Annotated in this window: 12 protein-coding genes, 1 pseudogene and 1 riboswitch; of the genes and pseudogenes, 3 read left to right on the plus strand and 10 right to left on the minus strand. The window is 62.1% G+C overall.

What is annotated here, in order from left to right; all coding sequences use genetic code 11:
* Positions 1-181: 181 nt before the first annotated feature.
* Positions 182-727, plus strand: coding sequence for an inorganic diphosphatase (gene ppa / locus ACVOK8_RS05195; RefSeq protein WP_481511682.1), 546 nt, complete (start codon positions 182-184; stop codon positions 725-727).
* 161 nt (positions 728-888) lie between these two features.
* Positions 889-2,004, plus strand: a complete 1,116-nt coding sequence (locus ACVOK8_RS05200; RefSeq protein WP_481565898.1) for an HDOD domain-containing protein — start codon at positions 889-891, stop codon at positions 2,002-2,004.
* Between the two features lie 229 nt (positions 2,005-2,233).
* On the opposite strand, the gene ACVOK8_RS05205 is transcribed toward ACVOK8_RS05200, so the two are convergent.
* The 9 genes and pseudogenes from ACVOK8_RS05205 to ACVOK8_RS05245 form a co-directional block, all read right to left on the minus strand.
* Positions 2,234-5,182: a TonB-dependent receptor plug domain-containing protein gene (locus ACVOK8_RS05205; protein WP_481565899.1), complete on the minus strand. Its 2,949-nt coding sequence runs from the start codon at positions 5,180-5,182 to the stop codon at positions 2,234-2,236.
* Between the two features lie 61 nt (positions 5,183-5,243).
* Positions 5,244-6,146 carry a helix-turn-helix transcriptional regulator gene (locus ACVOK8_RS05210; RefSeq protein WP_481565900.1) on the minus strand — a complete coding sequence of 301 codons (903 nt, stop codon included), beginning with the start codon at positions 6,144-6,146 and terminating at the stop codon, positions 5,244-5,246.
* A 133-nt stretch (positions 6,147-6,279) separates the two neighbouring features.
* Positions 6,280-8,553, minus strand: a complete 2,274-nt coding sequence (locus tag ACVOK8_RS05215) for a winged helix-turn-helix domain-containing protein (protein ID WP_481565901.1) — start codon at positions 8,551-8,553, stop codon at positions 6,280-6,282.
* A gap of 241 nt (positions 8,554-8,794) precedes the next feature.
* Complete coding sequence (locus ACVOK8_RS05220) at positions 8,795-9,478, minus strand: ion channel (RefSeq protein ID WP_481565902.1); 684 nt, start codon at positions 9,476-9,478, stop codon at positions 8,795-8,797.
* Positions 9,479-9,534: 56 nt separating this feature from the next.
* Positions 9,535-10,092, minus strand: coding sequence for a DUF4136 domain-containing protein (locus tag ACVOK8_RS05225; protein ID WP_481565903.1), 558 nt, complete (start codon positions 10,090-10,092; stop codon positions 9,535-9,537).
* A 139-nt stretch (positions 10,093-10,231) separates the two neighbouring features.
* Entirely contained in the window at positions 10,232-12,106 is a 1,875-nt protein-coding gene (thiC, locus tag ACVOK8_RS05230) for a phosphomethylpyrimidine synthase ThiC (protein ID WP_481565904.1), read from the minus strand.
* Between the two features lie 115 nt (positions 12,107-12,221).
* A riboswitch (TPP riboswitch) is annotated at positions 12,222-12,323 on the minus strand.
* 42 nt (positions 12,324-12,365) lie between these two features.
* The gene (locus tag ACVOK8_RS05235) at positions 12,366-14,744 is read right to left on the minus strand and encodes an NHL repeat-containing protein (protein WP_481565905.1); all 2,379 of its coding nucleotides are present in this window, start codon (positions 14,742-14,744) and stop codon (positions 12,366-12,368) included.
* Complete coding sequence (locus ACVOK8_RS05240; protein ID WP_481565906.1) at positions 14,732-15,874, minus strand: YncE family protein; 1,143 nt, start codon at positions 15,872-15,874, stop codon at positions 14,732-14,734. Before ACVOK8_RS05240 ends, ACVOK8_RS05235 begins: the two co-directional genes overlap by 13 nt.
* 222 nt (positions 15,875-16,096) lie before the next feature.
* Positions 16,097-16,450 (minus strand): annotated as a pseudogene (locus ACVOK8_RS05245) (gamma-glutamyltransferase); the annotation flags it as partial.
* A gap of 345 nt (positions 16,451-16,795) precedes the next feature.
* Here ACVOK8_RS05245 and ACVOK8_RS05250 point away from each other — a divergent pair.
* Positions 16,796-18,373 carry a BCCT family transporter gene (locus ACVOK8_RS05250; RefSeq protein ID WP_481565907.1) on the plus strand — a complete coding sequence of 526 codons (1,578 nt, stop codon included), beginning with the start codon at positions 16,796-16,798 and terminating at the stop codon, positions 18,371-18,373.
* 273 nt (positions 18,374-18,646) lie between these two features.
* On the opposite strand, the gene ggt is transcribed toward ACVOK8_RS05250, so the two are convergent.
* Positions 18,647-20,350 (minus strand): gamma-glutamyltransferase, encoded by a 1,704-nt coding sequence (ggt, locus tag ACVOK8_RS05255; RefSeq protein WP_481565908.1) that lies wholly within the window; start codon positions 20,348-20,350, stop codon positions 18,647-18,649.
* Positions 20,351-20,475: the final 125 nt, after the last annotated feature.

The following is a 20,475-nucleotide window of genomic DNA, read 5'->3' on the forward strand; positions in this document are numbered from 1 at the left end:
AGGCGGCCTTGGGCGGATAAGGATATCCGCATAATGATAATGGTTCTCATATGTATTGCGCGACAGTGTGTTCCCCGCGCCCACCCGTGGCTCTCCAGCCAGCTGGGGTTTGGTGCGCCGCAATAGTGGTGCGCGTAGAATGGAGCTCTTTTTCAACCAACAACGATTCGGAGTCAGCGCAATGAGCCTGAAATTGGTCTCGCCGGGCAAGAACCCGCCGGAAGAAATCAACGTCATCGTCGAGATCCCGAAGGATTCGGAGCCGGTGAAGTACGAAATGGACAAGGAAAGCGGCGCGATGTTCGTCGATCGCATCCTGTCCACGCCGATGCGCTACCCCTGCAACTACGGCTTCGTGCCGCAGACCCTGTGTGGCGATGGCGACCCGGCCGACGTGCTGGTGGTGCTGCCGCTGCCGCTGGTCCCGGGCTCGGTTGTGCGCTGCCGCCCGGTCGGCGTGCTGAAGATGAGCGACGAAGCTGGCAGCGACGAGAAGATCCTCGCCGTGCCGGTCGCCAAGATCTTCAGCGGCTACGCCCACGTCGAAGACATCGCTCAGGTGTCCAGCCACTGGCTGGAGCGCATCGGCCACTTCTTCGAGCACTACAAAGATCTGGAAAAGGGCAAGTGGGTCAAGATCGAAGGCTGGGGCGATGCCGCCGAAGCCAAGCGCATCCTGGTCGAAGCGCACAAGAGCTACCTTGCCACCCAGGAACAGGACGTCTGATTGGCGCTGCGTGCGGCCGTGATCCTAGGCCCTGCGTAGCGACAACCATCACGTTTTCCTGGTAGAGGGCATGACCCTTTGCCAGCAAGCAGCTACATTGACAGGCCGGTTTCCGGCCTGTTTTTTGTGCGGCTTTTGCGTTTTGTCCAAGGGGAAGTGTCTTGCGAATCCTGTTAGTCGGCGGCGAAGCCAACCTGTCGGCCGAGCTGCTTGAATACGTCGCCGATCTGGGCGATGAGTGGGAAGTACAGTCGGTCCCGGATGGCAGTGCCGCCATCGTCGCGGTGTCCTCGGCCACCATCGACGCGATCATCGTTGCGCCGGTACTGCCCGACCTGGCCCCGGCCACCCTGCTCGGCCAGATCCGCACGCTGCGCCCGGAAACCATCCGCATCGCACTGATCGACGGCGACAACAACCAGCGCGTGCCATCTGCCCGCATCATTGGCGTGGCCCATCGTTTCCTGCCGCTGCCACTGGCCCCGGAAGTGCTGCTTGAAGCACTCACCAGCCTGGAGGAGCTGCGCGAACTGCTGGACAGCCCGCACCTGCGCCAGACCATCGGCCGCATCGAAAAGCTGCCGTCACCGCCGCACCTGTACCTCAGCCTGACCCACGCGCTGGAAGAAGACGAGGAAAGCGACTCTGCGGAGATTGCCAAGCTGATCGCAGCCGATCCGGCCATTGCTGCCAAGGTACTGCAGCTGTCCAACTCAGCGTTCTTCAACAGCGGCCGCGCCATTTCCGATCTGCGTGGCGCGGTCACCCGCCTGGGCATGGCCACCCTGCGCGATCTGGTCCTGGCCAGTGAAGTATTCGCCCTGCCCGGCATGTCCGGGCCAGACCGCAACGCACTGCAATCACGCGCACTGATAGCCTCACGCCTGGCCGCCAAGATGCTGCCTGCATCCAGCGCCGAGCTGGGCTCCACGGCTGCACTGCTGGCTGACATCGGCCTGCTGTTGCCCGGCGTACGCGACGAGCGCCAGCCCGCCGATGCCGATGACTCGCGCCCCGGCCATGCCGAGGCCGGCGCCTATCTGATGGGCCTGTGGGGCCTGCCGATGCCGATCATCGAAGCGGTCGCCTTCCAACTGCAGCCGGGACGCTCCAATGTGCGCAGCTTCTGGGTGGCCGGTGCCGTCCACGTTGCCACTGCACTGGCCGCCGGTACCGCTGTTGATGAGCAGTATCTGGCCAACGTCGGCGTACTACCCAAGCTGGAGCAGTGGCGGGCAATGGCCGATGAGCTTATGGGCGTCAGCCTCGAGGCGTGAGACTGCGGTTCATTGCGCTGCTGGACCAGGATTGAATGACAACGGCCGCATAGCGGCCGTTGGTGTTTTCGCGCGTTGAACGTGGACTGCGTGTTGGCATTTGCCTGCGCTTACTCCGCTCGTACGTAGCTGGCTACGCTTGCCCGCACTACGGGACCAATCGCTGCCCAAAGAAAAAGGGTGGGCCTCGCGGCCCACCCTTCGTCATGCATCACAGTGCTTCGATGGATCAGAAGCGCTGGTTGTACTGGATGAACAGGAAGCGGTCGTAGTCGAGCATCGGATCGATCTGCGAGGCGCTGCTGTTGCTCACCGAATAGGTGATCGGCGGCTGCTTGTCGAACACGTTGCGGGCGCCGACAGTCACGCTGCCATCCCACGGAGCCTGCCAGGTGACGGACACGTCGTGGTACACGATGGCACCCTTCTTGTTCGCACCTTCGCCACCACCCCAGCCGCCGTTCGGCGTCTTGTAGTTCGGCTCGTTGCACTCCACGCCTTCGTCGTAGCAGTAATCACGGAAGCCGCCGTAGTAGCGCATGCCCCAGTTAGCCGACAGCGTGTCCTTGGCCCAGTTCAGGCCCAGGGTTGCACGCACGCGCGGGTAGTTCCAGTAACCGGCGTAGTTGTCCCACTCGGCACCCTTGGTCGACTGCTGGCGGTAGGCGCTCAGGTAGTTGGCATCAAGGTTGACGCCGAAGGTGCCGATCTCGGTTTCCGGCAGGCGGTAACGGACGCCGAAGTTGTAGCCTTCGGTTTCCAGCGAGCCCAGATTGGCGTTGCCGCGGCTCAGGCTGGTGACCTGACCGGTGGTGGCATCACGACCGTACTGGTCGCAGAACTGCGCAACGCCGTTCTGGTAGCACTGGCCCAGCACGTAGTTGGCGGAGACGGCGGTGATCACGTTATCAACGGTGATCTTGTACCAGTCCAGCGAGACGTCCAGACCCGGGACATAGCTCGGGCTGTACACCAGACCCACGGTGCGGGTCTTGCTGGTTTCCGGCTGCAGCTGGTCATTACCCACGCCCGACTGGAATGCAGCATTGGCCTGCGTGTCACGCGCGGTGATCGGCTTGCCTGCAGCATCGGTCTGACGGTAGGTCGAGCTCAGGCCTTCGGCCTGGCAACGGGCGGCAACGCGGGCATCGCCCAGCATGCCGAACTGTGCATCGCACGGATCGGTGAAGCGATCAAAGGTCTGCGAACCGCCACCGAAGGTGTCGTCCATGGTCGGGGCACGGAAGCCTTCACCATAGGTACCACGCACCAGCAGGTCGTTGATCGGACGCCAGGTCAGGCTGAACTTGCTGTTGATGGTGTCGCCGAACTTGTCGAAGTCCGAGTAACGGCTGGCGATATCCAGCGACAGTTCCTGCGCACCCGGCAGATCCTTGAGCAGCGGGATCATGAATTCCAGATAGAACTCATTGGCCTTGTACTTGCCCGAAGCAGCGCCAGCAGCCAGGTCGGTGGTGTAACCCGACGAGGACAGCGCATCCGGGTGGTCGTAGCCGCTGACTTCGCGGTGCTCATAACCAGCTGCAAACGCCAGTTCGCCTGCGTCGCCCGGCATGTCGAACAAACCACCGGTGATATTGGCGAAGTACTGCTTGCTCTTGCTCTGCGAGGTCGCGTTGAGCAGGGTGCTGATGTACTTCAGTGCTTCCGGCGTGGCTGCCGAAGCGCCACCCAGCACGTCGAACGGGGTGCACTGGCCCAGCGCGGCGCTGGTGCCCAGCGCGATCGGATTGGCAGCGGTACCGCACTGCGCGACGCCGGCGCTGTTGATGAACGACGGGCCCAGGGCCTTCTGCAGCGCCAGCAGGTTGATGTTGCCGCTGCTGGTTTCGGTGACGTCGTACTGGTTGTAGTTCAGGCCCACATCCCAGTCGAACGGACGGTCGTTGAAATCGAACGTGCCTTCAATGGCGGCGTCGAAGTGGAACGACTTGACGTTGTTCTCACTGATGCGCGGCATTTCAAAAATGCGACGGCCCCAGTTGGCGATGTCCATACCCATCGGGTTGTAGACACTGTCCTTGCTGATGACAACCGGGAAGTTCTTCTGCGAAGTACCGGTCAGCGGGTAGCCGGCGATCTGACGCTTGGAGTCACGCTCCGAGTACATCACCGTCGACTTCAAACGCATGTTGTCGTTGATGTCGTAGGTACCAGCGGCGAAGACCGACTTGTTCTCCGAACCCTGGTTCAACATCATCTGCTGCGTGGCGTTGTAGTAATCGTCGCCGTTGATCAGGTGATAGTTGTTGAAGTCGCTGGAGTCAGCGCCCTGGCCGATGGCGGTGTTCCACGAACCGGTGTGGTTGATTGCCCAGGTGTTCGGAACCCAGGTCTGGGTGCCGTCAGCATTGTTCTTGTAAACGCCTGCACCGGCGGTGCCAGCGGCACGCGGATCGGTGAAGCGACCCCACGGGCCAGCCGGGCTCAGGCCGTCTTCAGCGTGGCCCGGACCATAGGTGTAACGGGTCAGCGCACGGTCCTTCGCCCACACCGGATCTTCCTTGGTGTAGGAAGCGCCCAGCATGATCGACGAACGCTCGCCAACCGCGCCCAAGGTCAGGTTGTACTGGGTCTTGGCACCATCGCCGCCGCTGTTCTGGCCGTAGTAGACCGATGCTTCAGCGCCTTCGAAATCCTTGCGCAGGATGATGTTGATCACGCCGGCGATTGCGTCGGAGCCGTAGATGGCGGAGGCGCCATCCTTCAGCACTTCGATGCGCTCGATCAGCGAGCTCGGGATGGTCGACATATCGGTGAAGCCAGCCAGGCTGGAGCTCCAACGCTTACCGTTGACCAGCACCAGAGTGCGCATTTCACCCAGGTTGTACAGGTTGGCGTACTGGCCACCCTGCTCCGGGTTGGATGCCAGCACGGCAGCCTTGGAGAAGGTCTGGGTGCCCGACACGGTCAGGTTCTGCAGGATGTCGCCAACGCTGACCAGGCCCGAACGCTTGATGTCCTCGGAGGACACAGTGAAGATCGGCTGGGCGGTCTCAACGTCTACCGAGCGGATACGCGAACCAGTGACTTCCAGGCGATCCAGGGTGGTCGCACCGGCAGCAGCTTCCTGCGCCGAAGCAAAAGAGGGGGTCAAGGCAATAGCAATGCCGGCCGGGAGCAAGCCCAACCGCACTGCAGAATTACGAAGCTTCATCAATCTCTCCAAAGAGCTAAACAAACGACAAAGTTAGCGGTGTGTTAAACACCCCTGAACGTTACGTTCGTACTGCCACCTTGGTTTTGCGTGAGCCATCCTTAATCTTTGCCGAGTCTGGCTTCAACGCTTCCGGCAGCTCCCGGTACTGCGTGGCCGATGCTCCAAAACGTGCGCGAAACGCCCGTGCAAAACTGCAGCAGTTGTCAAAACCGCTGGCAGAGGCCACTTCGCCGATCATCATGTCGGTATCACGCAACAGCATCGCCGCACGCTCCAGCCGCAGCCGTGCCGACAAGGATTGCGGACTCTCTTCATACAGACTCTGGAAGGTCTTGGACAGGTACCAACTGGAGAAGTTGGTCAGCTCGGCCAGCTCACCAATACGCACAACGCGGTGGCTGTTGCCTTCCAGATACATGCGCGCACGCTGCATGCGGCCGAACACCTGACGCTTGCGGATGCGCGAACGGCCCGGGCAACGCTGCACGGTGCCGGCGAGGTCGCGCTGCAGGGAGGCAAGATGCAGCAGCAGCGGACGCAATTGATGAATGGTCGCGCCCGGTGCCTGCGCCTCGCGCCACAGGCGCAGCGCCAGACGTGCTTCGCTCAGACTCATGCGGCCACGACCGGTATAGACGCTGCAGTCGGCCAGGGTACCGAGCATGCGCAGCGCATCGGTATCCAGACTGATCCCGATGCACATGCCATCACGGCCGGCCTGGATCAGCGGGCGTGATTCCTTCTCAAAGGCGATCCACTCGCGCTGGCGCAGGCGGAACTTGCCTTCCTTGGATTCGACCCAGGCAGTGCCACGCAACTGCAGCCAAACAGTGAACACGGTGCCCGAGGTCTGCAGGCTGCCCAGTCGCGCCACGCCCACACAGGCTGGCCGCGGACCATCTTCCGCAGGCTTCTCGAACGATACCGACTGACCACGATCCACCCAGGAAACCTGTCGCATGTCGCACACCATCGTTTGCTCTTATTGAGCGAACGTTTTGCCAACTTTGGCGACGAGGGTCAGGAAAGTCTGGCGAGAATGCTGCGAAATCTTCCCGATAAAGCCTACGAAAAATTTCCGAAGCCACAAATTCCTACGGCGACAACCACTTAGCCAGGCCCATTACCCGTCGCGGCGCACGTTGCGGAATGCGCATCATTCCGATATCAGCGTTGTCAGCGGCAGCCAAGGCGATGAAAACAGCCTTCCCATCCGGCGCCAGGCTCAGACCATTGCTCGCACTGAAGCGACTGGTATCCAAACACTGACTGCTGCCATCACCGACGAAGGCAGTGAGACGGCTACTGCAATCCCGGCTGATGTCCAGGTATTCCACGGCACCGCTGGCAGCCACGGCCCAAGCGCGGTAACGCCAGCGACTTGGCAGCTCAGCGTGCACGACCTTCACACTGTCCTGGCTCAAATTCGGTGCCGCCTGCCAAAGCCCGCCACTGGCCAACCGCGTGAACAACACGCGCTGCCCTGCATTGTCGTAGCGCACCTGCGACACACCTTCCAATGATGCCAAGCGCTTCCAAGGCTGCTGACTGCGATCAAACAAGGTCAATGCCATCCGCTCATCATCACCGCGCTCCACCACCAGCAATGTATCGGCGGCAGGCCCATAGACCGCCTGCAGCGGCTCACGTACAGGCACCGCCAGTTTCACCCAGTGCCCCTCCTCAGGCGCCACCTCATAAATGCCCGGTGAACCGTCAGCATCACGTCCGGTCACCAGCAGGCGCCGTCCATCGCCAGACCAGTCCATGGGCTGCCGGGCCTCAGGACGCACTCCTTCGATCATCTGCAGAGACGCAGGTTCACCCAGGCGCGCCCACCACAGTGCAAACGCACCGGAACGGTCGGAGGTGAACGCCAACTGCGCGCCATCAGGCGAGACCATTGGCTGGCCATCCCGCGCCGAAGATGCAAACAGCCGCTGCGGCGCGCCTGGATTGGAACCCAGCGGAATGCGAAACAGGCCGTACTGCGGCTGGCTGCGCATGAACGCGAGGTTGCCTCCGCCACGCGACACCGCGGGGCTCTGTGCGTTGTCAATGCCCATATCGCGCAGGGCGCGCGTCGCCACATCCAAACGATACAGGCGTGCTTCGCTGTCGATGCGGCGGCCGAACACCATTTCATCCGAGCCCAACCAACTCCAACCTCTGATTTCGGCGGCCTCGTCGGTCAAGCGCTGCGCATTGCCGCCGTCGGCCTCCATCACCCACATGTCCCCTACCTGGGGATTGCGAACGAAACCAATCTTTTTCCCGTCCGCCGAGTAGCGCGGCGCATAGTCGAAATCGTCGGCCCCCATCTCGTACTGCAACGATGACCAGCGCCCCGATGCGAGGTCCAGACTGCGGATGCCGCGGCTGGCATACCGGCCGGTCATGGAGCCGAATAGCAGACTCGCACCGTCCGGTGCCCAGTCAAAGCTGAGCATGTCGGCACCATCGCAACGCGTGGCACGGCGCAAGCCGTTACCGGTCGCCGAGACTACCAACACCTCGCAGTCGCCCTGCGCGAGGAAGCGCGCAAAGGCGATATTGCGGCCATTTGGCGACCACACCGGGAAGCGATCCGAGGCCCCGGCGGGCGTAACCAGCAGGGGCGTGGCGGTCGCGTTGCTTACGCTCTGTATCCACAAGCTGGAACTGTTGTCCTTCTCGCGCGCGAACACAACCAACGCACCATCAGGTGAGAGTGAAGGATTGACCTCAACGTCTTCGGTAGCGGTAATCAACCGATAAGGGCGCGCAGGACTGCCTACCACCCGGTTGCCCTCGGCAACCGTTGCGTCCATCTGCGAAGGCGCATCACGCTCCCACAACAACCATGCCATCACCAGCGTGCTGAGCAACAAGGCAATGCCGATTACCAACAGACCATAGCGACGCACCTTGCGACGCTTGTAGCGCGTTGCTCCGCGTGCGTCTGCAGGCGATGAATCAGCAACTGGCGCATCGGTACTCTCAAGCACATCAACAGCCGCGACATCCGGGCCCGACTCCCAAACCACCGTGGCAAGCAGGCGATATCCGGTCTTGGCGATGGTTTCTATATAAGGCGCACCCTCGCCTGCCCCGCTTGCAGCAAACGCCTTGCGCAACTGGGTTACCGCCTGGGTCAGTACGTCATTGGTCGGCATGGTGTCCGGCCAGACCTCGGCAAACAGCTCGTCGCGGGTCACGACCTGGCCTGGCTTACGCGCAAGCGCCAGCAACACCCCCACCGACTTGGGCGTGAGCCGCTGGATCTTGCGTGTCCCTGGCAGATGCACCTCACGAGAGGAAAGCACCACAAGACACTCACCGACGCGCAGTCGGTCAGAGCTAGGTTTTTCGTTGGGGTTCGTTGCCATCGCGGTCTTTCAAAATCGCTGGCGGACACGAATCCTGTGTCCAGCTTTCCGGGTCCAAACCCTTACAAGCCGCCAAATTCCGCAAAAGGCATCAACGCACAGAGCAAATGTTTTATCTGGAACAGATATTACTCTAATGAAGTTCCCCACGTGCCAAACGTGGACGACATCAGGCTCTCTCTCGCCGACGAAATTACATAATCAGTTACATGATTCGCGCCTTCTGGCGCGATTTTTTTATCTAGCGTTCAGTTTTTTCCGCCTTGTAGATGGTCAGCCCAACCAGCCGCGAAACCACCAACGCAACGTACATAACGCCTGCAAACTGCTCCAACATCACCAACGCACGTGCCTGTGGATGCACAGGAACCACGTCGCTCAGGCCTACCCCTGACAACAAGCTGAAGCTGAGATAAAGCAGCTCGACCCAGCTCCTGAAATCGCCTTCGCTGGTGGCTACAAAGCTGCCCGGATAGACGTGCTGGCATACTGAATAGGCAAACGCGAATGCCCAAGCCAGCAATGTAAAGGTGGCGCCGGCTGCAAACAGCTCGTCTCGCGTCACCTTGTGGTCCTGCAGCATGTAGGCAATCAGGCTGCAGGAAGTATAGAAATACAGCAGGCTCTCAAACGCCTGCGCTACCGCGATCAGCGAATGGCGCCCCAACAATGCGCCGGCGATCGAGAACACCACCGCCGGGATCGCCAGCGTCAACGCCAGCCACAACAGCAGCGGGCTACGCCGCACCACCCATACCGCCAAACCCAGCACCAGCATGCCGAACGCGCCGAACAGCGCGCGTCCGGCCGGCATATGCTCCATCGCCGGATAAAGCAGCACGCCAAGCAGCTGCACCGCCAGCAACCACGCCGACGGGTGCCTGCGCGCCATCACGATCCACCTCAAGCGCGAGTGCATATGCATCCCTTCAGTGCCAGTGCCGAGCGGTGTAGTTGAACCAAGGCCCGCAGGCGCGGATCTCAGGGGGTCGGGCTGGCTGCCATCCCGGCGCGGTACGGATAGGTGGCAAAGATCGCCGCCACCGCCGCATCGATGCGCTCACCACGCTGTTCCGGCTTCAGCCGCCCGACCGTGCCGACCGCAACGCCTTCCCAAACCAGTTGCTTCTTCCGTACATCCACCACATCCACGTTCAAGGTGCCCTCGGTGTACTGGCGCACGTCGGTACGGTCGCGCCAGTACGGCACGGCGACATAGCCGCGGGCGCGATAGCTGTAGTAATAGTCGTAATCCACTTCCGGCATCGTGGTGACCTGCGTCTTGTCCTGCAGATAGGCGTTGAGGTTCACCCACAGGTCCGGATTGGCTTCATCGAAGCGGTAACCGCGTGACTCCATCTGCGCGCGCACCGCGGCGCGGATACGGTTGCTGGTGATGGTGGTATAGCCGTGCTGCTCAAGCGCCAGCGGGCTGAAGAACGCGAAGCTGCGGTAGCTCGAAAAATCGGCAGTAGGATCTGCCTGGCTGGCGACGCGCGGGGTGCTGGCGCAGGCGCCCAGCAGGAGCAGCGTGGACAAGACGAAAAGCAGAGAAACAAAACGAAGTTTCATGGTCTACCCCTGGTGTGGACGGCTGCACGCTACCACGTCCGTAGCCACGCTGGCGTCAAGCGATGGCCGGGGCACCCGCGTGGATGCCCGGCCCCGACGCACCGGCTTATTCGACCCGGTAGACCTGCGCCCCCTGCTCGCGGAACTGCGCCGATTTCTCGGCCATCCCGGTCGCCAGCGCCTGCGCCTCATCCAGCCCCTGCTCGGCGGCGTACTCACGCACATCCTGGGTGATCTTCATCGAGCAGAAATGTGGGCCGCACATCGAGCAGAAGTGGGCCAGCTTGTGCGCATCCTTCGGCAGCGTCTCATCATGGAATTCCTTGGCCTTCTCCGGATCCAGGCCGAGGTTGAACTGATCTTCCCAGCGGAACTCGAAGCGCGCCTTGCTCAAGGCGTTGTCACGGACCTGTGCGCCCGGATGGCCCTTGGCAAGATCGGCGGCGTGCGCGGCGATCTTGTACGCCATGATGCCGTCGCGCACATCCTGCCGGTTGGGCAGACCCAGGTGCTCCTTCGGCGTTACGTAACAGAGCATCGCGGTGCCGTACCAGCCAATCATCGCCGCACCAATCGCGCTGGTGATGTGGTCGTAGCCAGGCGCGATATCGGTGGTCAGGGGCCCCAGCGTGTAGAACGGTGCTTCACCGCACTCCTGCAGCTGCTTGTCCATGTTCTGCTTGATCAGCTGCATCGGCACATGGCCGGGACCTTCGATGATGGTCTGCACATCGTGCTTCCATGCAATCTTGGTCAGCTCGCCCAACGCTTCCAATTCGCCGAACTGCGCCGCGTCATTGGCATCGGCAATGCAACCCGGGCGCAGGCCGTCACCGAGACTGAAGGAGACGTCATACGCCTTCATGATCTGGCAGATGTCCTCAAAGTGCGTGTAAAGGAAGTTCTCCTTGTGATGTGCCAGGCACCACTTGGCCATGATCGAGCCACCGCGCGAGACGATGCCGGTGACGCGTTTGGCCGTCAGCGGCACATGCCGCAGCAGCACACCGGCATGGATGGTGAAGTAGTCCACGCCCTGCTCGGCCTGCTCGATCAAGGTGTCGCGGAAGATCTCCCAAGTCAGCGCTTCGGCGCGGCCATCGACTTTTTCCAGCGCCTGGTAGATCGGCACAGTGCCAATCGGCACCGGCGAGTTGCGCACGATCCACTCGCGCGTCTCATGGATATGCTTGCCGGTAGACAGATCCATCACCGTGTCACCACCCCAGCGAATCGCCCATACCAGCTTCTCCACTTCCTCGGCGATACCGGATGACACCGCGCTGTTGCCGATGTTGGCGTTGATCTTGGTAAGGAAGTTGCGGCCGATGATCATCGGCTCGCACTCGGGATGGTTGATGTTGTTCGGCAGCACCGCACGGCCGCGCGCGATTTCATCGCGTACAAATTCTGGCGTGATGATCTGCTGGATGTTGGCGCCGAAGCTCTGCCCCGGATGCTGCGCGAGCAGACCGGCATCACGCACCGCGTCCAGCCGCTGGTTCTCGCGGATGGCGACGTATTCCATCTCAGGGGTAACGATGCCACGGCGCGCGTAGTGCATCTGGGTGACATTGGCGGTGCCGATGGCACGTCGCGGCAGCGTGCGGGCGGGGAAACGTACGGCATCGAGTCTGGCATCGTGCTGACGGCCACGGCCGAACTCGGAACTGAGCCCGGCCAACTGCTCGGTATCGCCGCGCTCCTCGATCCAGGCTGTGCGCACCGCTGCCAGCCCCGCTGCCAGATCGATAGTGGCCTGCGGATCCGTATATGGGCCGGAGGTGTCATACACGGTGACCGGATGATTCTCTTCGCCGCCAAACAAGGTTGGCGTGCGGGTCAACGCGATCTCACGCATCGGCACCTGCAGGTCCGGGCGCGAGCCGCCGACGAAGATCTTGCGCGAACCGGGAATCGGCCGGGTCACCGACTCGGAGAGTTGCTGGGCCTGTTGCTGCAGGCTGGGCTGTGCGTTCATTGGCATTCGTCCTGTCTATCCACACGCGGGGTGCGAAGGCCACGCGAGGGATTCGCATGACGGAACGAAGCGAAGGCGTACGCCAGCCGGCCCTGGCCCATCACGGGCACATCGACTGGCGGCACACGAAGCTTCCCTACGCCGGTATGAGCCGGATCAGGTTCGAAGGGTATGTCTCAACCGCGACCCAGTGGCCGCGGTACCCCCGCTTCGGATGCCATTAGACCTGCAAAACCAAGCAAATCCAAGCCACCGGTCGTCAATGGGCCGCCGTCTCTGGTCCATCACCGACACCGGGCACGGCGATGCTGAAGGGTGCCTGCGCGGGATTACGCAAACGCATGACACCTTTTTCATCGACGTTGATCATCAAATCACCTTCCGCCGAGAACGCCAGCCCGCCCGGTTTGTGCAGACCGCCTGGCAGTGCGCCAGCCTTGTTGCCGAACTGATCCAGCGCACCAGCGATCACGCCCGCCTTTCCATCTGGACCGATCCGCAGGACCGTGTTGTTACCCACATCACTCAGATAGACGTTGCCGAGCGCATCGACTTCGATGCGCTCGGGGCGACACCATACCCAGGTGCAGTTCGCTGCCGATAGCGCCTCCCGCTCAGCGCTGTTCTTGGCTTGTACGTAAGCGAGCTCATATGCTTTCTCCAACGGCCGCTCCGCAACGTAGAACAGCGTGCGGTGCAAACCACTTACCGGGTCGATCCGCCAGACCGCATTCTCGTCCAATGCATACACATACCCATCAGGACCGACCGCGATGTCCTTGTAGATCACGGTCACGGCTGCGCGCTTGACCAGTTCCAGCTCCCCGGACTCGGCAATCACATACATCGGCCGGTGCTCATCGGAGGCCAATGTGGTGACCTGGCCTGAACGCAGATCCAGACGCCGCAAACGCACGTCACCGCTGCCGACGTAGGGCGTGTCGTCCAGCACGTAAAGCACGTTGCGCGCTTCATCCAGCGCGATGTACTTCGGCTCGTAGAAGCTGGCTCTGGCAAAGTCGCCATCGCCGCGAAACGATTCCGAATAGTTGCCGGTCAATGTCTCGACCACCCCGTCAGGCCGTACTTTGCGGATCCGCGCACTACCGCTATCGGCGATGTATACCGTTCCGTCGCGCGCCCTTGCCAGATCAGTGGGATAGGTGAAGCGCGCTTCAAGCCGCGGGCCATCGCTGCGGCCTTTCTTGTCGTTTCCCGCCCACAGCGCTGCGTTGCCATCGCGATCGACCTGGAACAAGGCGTTGTCCAGTCTGGCGACATAGAGTGCGCCGCCGTCGGGCAGCATGACAATGCTGTCGTCAAGCGAGGCCGGCAGTTTGGCCGACCTACGTTTGTCGATGTCGTCACCTTGCCACCATGCCGAAGGCGGCGCATGTCCGGCAACCAGTACCAGCCGGCCGTCGCCCCCCAGCGCAAACAGCGCGCTGCCACCGTCGATCGTCAGCACGATGCGTCCCTTGCCATCGACAGCCAGCCCGTCAATCCGGCTGTCGCCATAGCCGCGATCATCCACTGGCGGTGGTAACGCCAGCAGCGTCGTGAACTCCCCTGAGCGTGGGTCAAAACGCAGCAGCCGGTGGCGATCAACCAGCAGCGGCCGCCCTTGCGGATCAATCGTCAAACCACTGAAATCCACCGGGGCCGCTTCCCTGGGCCGCGGCGGCATCGGCGGCAAGCTGCCGCGCCCAGCAAATGGCACCTGCCCGATCAGCGCAGCTACCGGGCCGCCGGTCGGCTGCTGTACAAGGTAGTCGGCCGGCGGCATCCATTCCGGTGCGTCCAAGCTACCCATCATCTCGGCACGGTCGTCATGCAGCCGGAACACCCGCTTGTCGTTGATGCCCCACAGCTTTCCGTCGGCTCCCGCTGCGATCCTGCGCAGCATGATCATCTGCCCAGGCTCCCACAAACGCGCCTTGCCCTGCGTATCGATCACCACGGTGCGCTCGCGGTAACTGCCGCTGTCGGCGACCCAGATCCGCCCCTTGGCGTCGACTGCAATGCCCGAGGGATCAGGTAACAACGGCTGGTCTGGCGCCACGGGGACGGCCTGGCGGCTTTCAGCATGAAGTGATGGTGGAAGCGACGGCGGCGCGGGGGCGACCACAACGTCCGCAGACTCGGCCGCGCCCAAGGGAGGTGCCTCCACCATCGGCTCGCCCTTGCGAACCTGTAGCGCGGTGATCCTGCCCATGGCATCTACCGCGCGCAAGCCCTTGACGCGTTGTTCGACCACCAGCAGGCGCCCGTCTGCCAGGCGCGCCAGTTCAGACGGGCGAACCAGCGGCTGCGCATCACTACCCGTCGCTATCTGACTTCCATTCCCTGGCCTTCCGATGATCGTGGTGACAGCCCCGTCCTGGCCGATCCTGCGCAGCGCGTTGGCCCCGGCATCAGCTACCAGCAGCGTGCCATCCTTGTCGCGGTACGGCGTCAACGTTCCCATGAAGCGGGCGTCCAACGCTGGTCCGTCCAAATTTCCATACGAGCCCGCCTGACCCATTTCCCATTGCAGGAACGAACGCTCACTGGCGGCCGCTGCTGTTGCCAACATCAACGGCACGACCAGCACCAACCGCATCGAACCAGCCAATGCACCGCTCCTCAACGCATCCATTGCATAGCCTCCGTGTTTGGCTGGCAGAACAATTCACTCAATTGCGAACGCAGCGGTTCAAGGTCCATCGGCGCATGCACATCCAGCAGTGACACGGACGCCGTCTCTCCCGCATTGAGCACCGCAAGCAAGCGCGAGTCTGGCGAGAACGCGGCCTTCATCGGCCAGGCATCGGTTCGAAATACATGTGTCAGCAAGCCGCTGTCACGTGCCACTACCATCGCCACCGCATTTTTTGGGAAAGTCAGCGCCAGCAAGCGCCCATCGCCACTCAAGGCGATGTTCCACGCAGTGACCGCACTGCAGAATCGATAAGCACGCACCGGCGATAGCGTAGCGGCCGCATAGTCGACAACGCCATCCTCGTACAGCGCCACGAGATCGCCGGTACTCCCATCGACGGCCAGATCGTACGGCGACGCACCACTCTGGATCTGCCCACTGCGCGAGCGCGTCGTGGTATCGAATACCTCGATACCATCACCGAAGACACTGTTTACGTAGACGTGACGCCCATCAGCAGCCATCGCCAGCGCCAGCTGCCGACCGAACGACAGGTTGCGTGCATCACCACCTTCCAACGGGATCGTGTCAGCAACCACCTTCCCGTTGGCGGCATCAACAACGGACAGGGAATTGGCAACGCCGTTGAACACCCACGCCTGCGCGCCATCCGGGGTCAACAACAGCGGCTGCGGGAAGCGCTGTAGCGCTGTGCTCCACAGCGCCTGTCCGCTACCCAGATCGAAGGCAGTCAGTGCATTGATGTTCCAGGAGCTGACATAAGCCTGCTGACGCTTTGCATCGACGGCAATACCCGCCGCACCGCTGCCACGACAGAAGTTGTGCGAGCAGCCGTCCCCCTCCGGCGCTTTCCAGCCGCCTTCACCAAATCTGCGCACAACACTTCTGCGGCCAACATCGATTACGGCGACAGTATTGTCTTCGTTCTCGGTGACATAAAGCTGTTGCCCATCGGCGGAAAACACCATATCGGCCGGGCCCGCCCGGACCGCGACCCGCGCACCCGTCGCCAGTTCAGGTGATGCTTCACTCGCGACAGCTGCAAGGCTGGCAATCAGAGATACCGAAAACACCACAATCCGTGGCATTGAAACTATGTGGGACATCGCGCGACTCCGGAAGGGAATGGTGCAAGTCCGGCCGATACGCATCGTTCCCGCGTATCGTCTACCGTCCATGGCTACGCCATTCTAGCCGCAACCTCCCGCGCGGCGAGAAAAGCCGCTCCGACCTGGCGGCCCCTCACCAGAAACACCCCGCAAAGCCATCCCAAACCCAAACCTGACCATGCCGAGCGAACGCCAACGCGTACGAGGCAACGTCAATACCGCCGCCTGCCCATCCTTGCGGCTATCGGATGCACCGTAGTAAGCACCGCTCTCCGGCTCACGCATGATTGCCTGACGGCCACCGTAGGGACCGTCAGCAAACACCACGCGTTGGCCCTTGCGAATCAAGCTGCGTACCGTCTCATAGGCAAAGCCGATTTCCAGATCGACCTCGCCGTCATCACGCATCGCCGAGGCCTGCGCGGTGGGCTCGGTGGAACCTTCATGCTGGATGCGCGGCGCATCGCCGGCTTCCTGCAGGTTCATGCCGAAGTCGACCAGGTTCATCACCATCTGCACATGTCCTTGCGACTGCATCACGCCGCCCATCACGCCGAAGCTGGCGAACGGTTGGCATGAGCCGGATCAGGTTCGAAGGGTATGTCTCAAGCGCGGCCCAGTGGCCACTGGCACCCCGGCTTCGGGCGTCATGGGGCCTGCAATCGACAAGAAAGCAGCCCAACACCGGTCAACGGGCTGCAGCTACTGCTGGGTGGCATCGCCATGCGCACCGTCACGACCCACTAACGCAATCGTGACGCGCCATTAAGTAACATCCCGCGCAGGCTCGTTCCGAATGACTGCCTTGCGGCGCTTGCCGCCCCTCCTTTCCCGGCCTGGTGCAATGGTGCCAGCCGGTTGTCCTGCAAGCTCAGGCCCACTCCCCTCAATCACTCTTTTGATCGGAGAAGCTCCTTCATGGTGTTTCGTATTTCCATTGCACTGGTCGCAGTACTGGTGCTCATTGCCGGCCTCGCGCCCGGCCCCTTCAACGACGTGGTGCAGGCCGCGCTGGCCCAGGTTGTGCGTGGCGCCGGCTGGATGTACCTGCTGATCGTATTCCTGACCCTGATCTTCCTGCTGTACCTGGCGTTTGGGCGCTTCGGCAGCCTGCGTATCGGCGGTGAAGATGCCGAACCGGACTTCTCCCGCGCCAGTTGGCTGTCGATGCTGTTCGCCGCCGGCATGGGTATCGGCCTGGTGTTCTGGGGCGCGGCCGAGCCGATATCACATTTCGTCACCCCTCCCGAAGGCCTGCCGCCGCAAAGCATGGACGCCGCCCGTGCCGCTATGCGTTACTCGTTCTTCCATTGGGGCCTGCATCCTTGGGCGATCTATGCGCTGATCGGGCTGGCAATGGCCTGGTTTCAATACAACCGCAATGGCCGCGGCCTGATCAGCGACATGCTGCAACCGGTCATCGGCCGCCATCATCGCGGTTGGATCGGCAAGATGGTGAACATCGCCGCCGTGGTCGCCACTGCAATCGGTGTCGCCACCACGCTGGGATTCGGCACCATACAGATCGCTGCCGGCCTGCAACGTGTGTTCGGTGTTACCGCAGGCGTGCCGTTGCAGATGACCGTCATTGCCGTTGCCTTCGTGCTTTACATGATCTCCACCACCAGCGGTGTGGACCGTGGCATCAAGTGGTTGTCCAACTTCAATCTGGCGCTGGCGGCATTGTTGCTGGCTGCAGTACTGGTGATTGGCCCCACCGGCTTCATCTTCGATACCTTTACCACCACCTTGGGCGCCTACCTCAACCAGCTGGTGACGATGAGCCTGCGCATGTCGCCGTTCTCCGGCAGTACCTGGGTCGCAGATTGGACCATCTTCTACTGGGCCTGGTGGATTGCCTGGGCGCCGTTCGTGGGTTCTTTCATTGCGCGGGTATCCCGAGGACGCAGCGTGCGCGAGTTCGTGGTCGGGGTGGTGCTGGCGCCAACCCTGCTCGGCTTCCTGTGGTTCTCGGTCTTCGGCGGCACCGCGTTGTGGGCACAGTTGTTCGGCCAGGCAGATCTGGTCCAGGCGCTGGGCAATGGCTATGAAACGGTGCTGTTCACGCTGTTCGACGGCATGCCGGCCTCGTTGTTGCTGTCGGGCCTGGCCTTGGTACTGCTGGTCATTTTCTTCGTAACTTCCGCCGACTCTGCGGTACTGGTGCTTGCCAGCATGTCCACCGACGAGGCCGGCGATCCACCGCTGTCACGCAAACTGGTATGGGGCATTGCCGTTGCCCTGATCGCTGCGGCGCTGCTGCTCGCAGGCGGGCTGGAAGCATTGCAGGGCATGATCACCATTGCAGCACTGCCATTCGCATTGCTGATGGTGTTGGTGATGGTATCGCTGTACCGCGTGCTGGACGCCGAGCACAACCGCCAGCGCCGGCTCGCGCAGCGCGCACGGCACATGATGGAGGCGTGGATCGAGCGCGAACAGGCTGCGCAGGAAGAAGCTCGGGCAGTCACTGAGCGTTCGTCAGGGGAAAAGTAGACGGGAGCTCCGGAAGGGGGGCTGTGAATTGCCGCGGTGTATGTGGCTGACTTGGCATCCAGCTGCGCAATGTGGCTGAACAATTGGGTGGTAAGGACGGCAGCGAAGAGCTACCCCTCCCCAACCCTCCCCTTCGCTGCGCGAAAGGGAGGGGGTAGAAGCGGCTCCGTCGCCATCTTGTAGATCGCCAAGAACGGCCCTCCCTTTCGCGCAGCGGAGGGTTTGGGAGAGGTGCTTTGGCTTTGGCTTTGGCCCTGCCACAAGAAGCGAAGATCAGTACCCGGCGGCCTGCCCATCCTTGCGGCTCTCAGAAGCGCCGTAGTAAACGCCGCTTTCCGGATCACGCATGATCGCCTGATAGCCGCCATAAGGACCGTCGGCAAACACAACGCGGTGGCCTTTGCGCATCAGCTCGCGCACGGCCTCATAGGGAAAGCCGGTTTCAAGATTGACCTCGCCGCCGTCACTCATCGCCGCGGCCTGCCCGGTCGGCTCGGTGGAGCCTTCATGCTGGATGCGCGGCGCGTCGCCGGCCTCCTGCAGGTTCATGCCGAAATCAACCAGGTTCATCACGATCTGCGCATGCCCTTGCGGCTGCATCGCGCCGCCCATCACACCAAAGCTGGCGAACGGCTTGCCGTCCTTGGTGATGAAGGCCGGGATGATGGTCTGGAACGGCCGCTTGCCCGGTGCATAACCGTTTGGGTGATCCTTCTGCAGCACGAACATCTCGCCGCGGTCCTGCAGGATGAAGCCCAACCCCGGCGGCGCCATGCCGCTGCCCATGCCGCGATAGTTGGATTGGATCAATGACACCATCATGCCGTCGGCATCGGCCACGGTCATGTAGATGGTATCGCCCTCCTCCAACTGCTTGGGCGTGCCCGGCTGCACTTCCTTCAAGGCCTTGTCCATCGAAATCAGCGCACGCCGCTGTGCGGCGTACTCTTTGGAAATCAGCCGCTGCACCGGCGCCGGCGAGAATGCCGGGTCCGCGTAGAAGCGTGCACGATCGGCGAACGCCAGCTTCTTGGCTTCAACAAACAGATGGATATGTTCGGCCGAGCCAAATGGAATCTTCGAGAAATCGTAGCCCTCCAGCACATTGAGAATCTGCAATGCGGCGATACCTTGGCTGTTCGGGGGCAGCTCCCACACGTCGTAGCCGCGGTAGTTGCTGCTGACCGGCTCGACCCACTCACCTTGGTGCGCAGCCAGGTCCTCGTAGCTCAGGTAGCCGCCATTGGCCTTGAAGTAGTCGCCAATGCCGCGAGCGATGTCGCCTTTGTAGAACGCATCGCGGCCGCCGTCGGCAATCTGCTGCAAGGTGTTTGCAAGGTTTGGATTGCGCCACATCTGCCCCTTGCGCGGCGCGTGCCCATTGATGGTGAATTGCTCCTTGAAGCCCGGATACTGCGACAGCTTGGGCACCGAGCGATCCCAGTAGTAGGCGATGACCTCTGATACCGGATGCCCTGCGCGCGCATAGGCAATTGCCGGCGCCAGATTCTCCGCCATCGGCCTGCGACCGAAGCGTTGGTGCAGGGCGAACCAGCCGTCCACCGCCCCGGGTACAGACACGGGCAGCGGCCCCGTCGCGGGAATTTCCTTCAAGCCACGCCGCTGCAGCTCCGCCAGCGTCAGCGAGCGCGGCGAACGCCCTGAGCCGTTGTAGCCATGGAGCTTTTGCGTCTTCGGGTCCCAGACAATCGCGAACAGGTCGCCGCCAATTCCATTGCCGGTAGGCTCCATCAAGCCCAGGGCGGCATTTGCGGCAATAGCCGCGTCCATCGCAGAACCTCCGCCCTTCATCACGTCGAGCGCAATCTGCGTGGCCAGCGGCTGCGACGTGGCCGCCATTGCGTGCGGCGCGATCACTTCCGAGCGGGTGGCAAATTCATTGCCGGTGATACGGTCTGCGGCAAACGCCGTTACCGGCGCAGTGGATAGAGCAAGCAACAACGCGGTACGCAGCATGGCGGGCAACCAACAAGGGAATGGCTGGACGATAGACCAGCCACCGCACCGACGCACGTCTTGCGCATGCGACTCGTACTGCACTCCCGTCACCCAAGCGTTCAAGTCAGTCGAACTGGACCGCG

The sequence above is a fragment of the Stenotrophomonas sp. STEN083 genome, assembly GCF_056759195.1.

Coding starts and splice junctions, on each gene's coding strand:
- ppa (WP_481511682.1), top strand. CDS start 182: ATGAGCCTGAAATTGGTCTCGCCGGGCAAGAACCCGCCGGAAGAAATC.
- ACVOK8_RS05205 (WP_481565899.1), bottom strand. CDS start 5,182: ATGAAGCTTCGTAATTCTGCAGTGCGGTTGGGCTTGCTCCCGGCCGGC.
- ACVOK8_RS05210 (WP_481565900.1), bottom strand. CDS start 6,146: ATGCGACAGGTTTCCTGGGTGGATCGTGGTCAGTCGGTATCGTTCGAG.
- ACVOK8_RS05215 (WP_481565901.1), bottom strand. CDS start 8,553: ATGGCAACGAACCCCAACGAAAAACCTAGCTCTGACCGACTGCGCGTC.
- ACVOK8_RS05220 (WP_481565902.1), bottom strand. CDS start 9,478: ATGCATATGCACTCGCGCTTGAGGTGGATCGTGATGGCGCGCAGGCAC.
- thiC (WP_481565904.1), bottom strand. CDS start 12,106: ATGAACGCACAGCCCAGCCTGCAGCAACAGGCCCAGCAACTCTCCGAG.
- ACVOK8_RS05235 (WP_481565905.1), bottom strand. CDS start 14,744: ATGGATGCGTTGAGGAGCGGTGCATTGGCTGGTTCGATGCGGTTGGTG.
- ACVOK8_RS05240 (WP_481565906.1), bottom strand. CDS start 15,874: ATGTCCCACATAGTTTCAATGCCACGGATTGTGGTGTTTTCGGTATCT.
- ACVOK8_RS05250 (WP_481565907.1), top strand. CDS start 16,796: ATGGTGTTTCGTATTTCCATTGCACTGGTCGCAGTACTGGTGCTCATT.
- ggt (WP_481565908.1), bottom strand. CDS start 20,350: ATGCTGCGTACCGCGTTGTTGCTTGCTCTATCCACTGCGCCGGTAACG.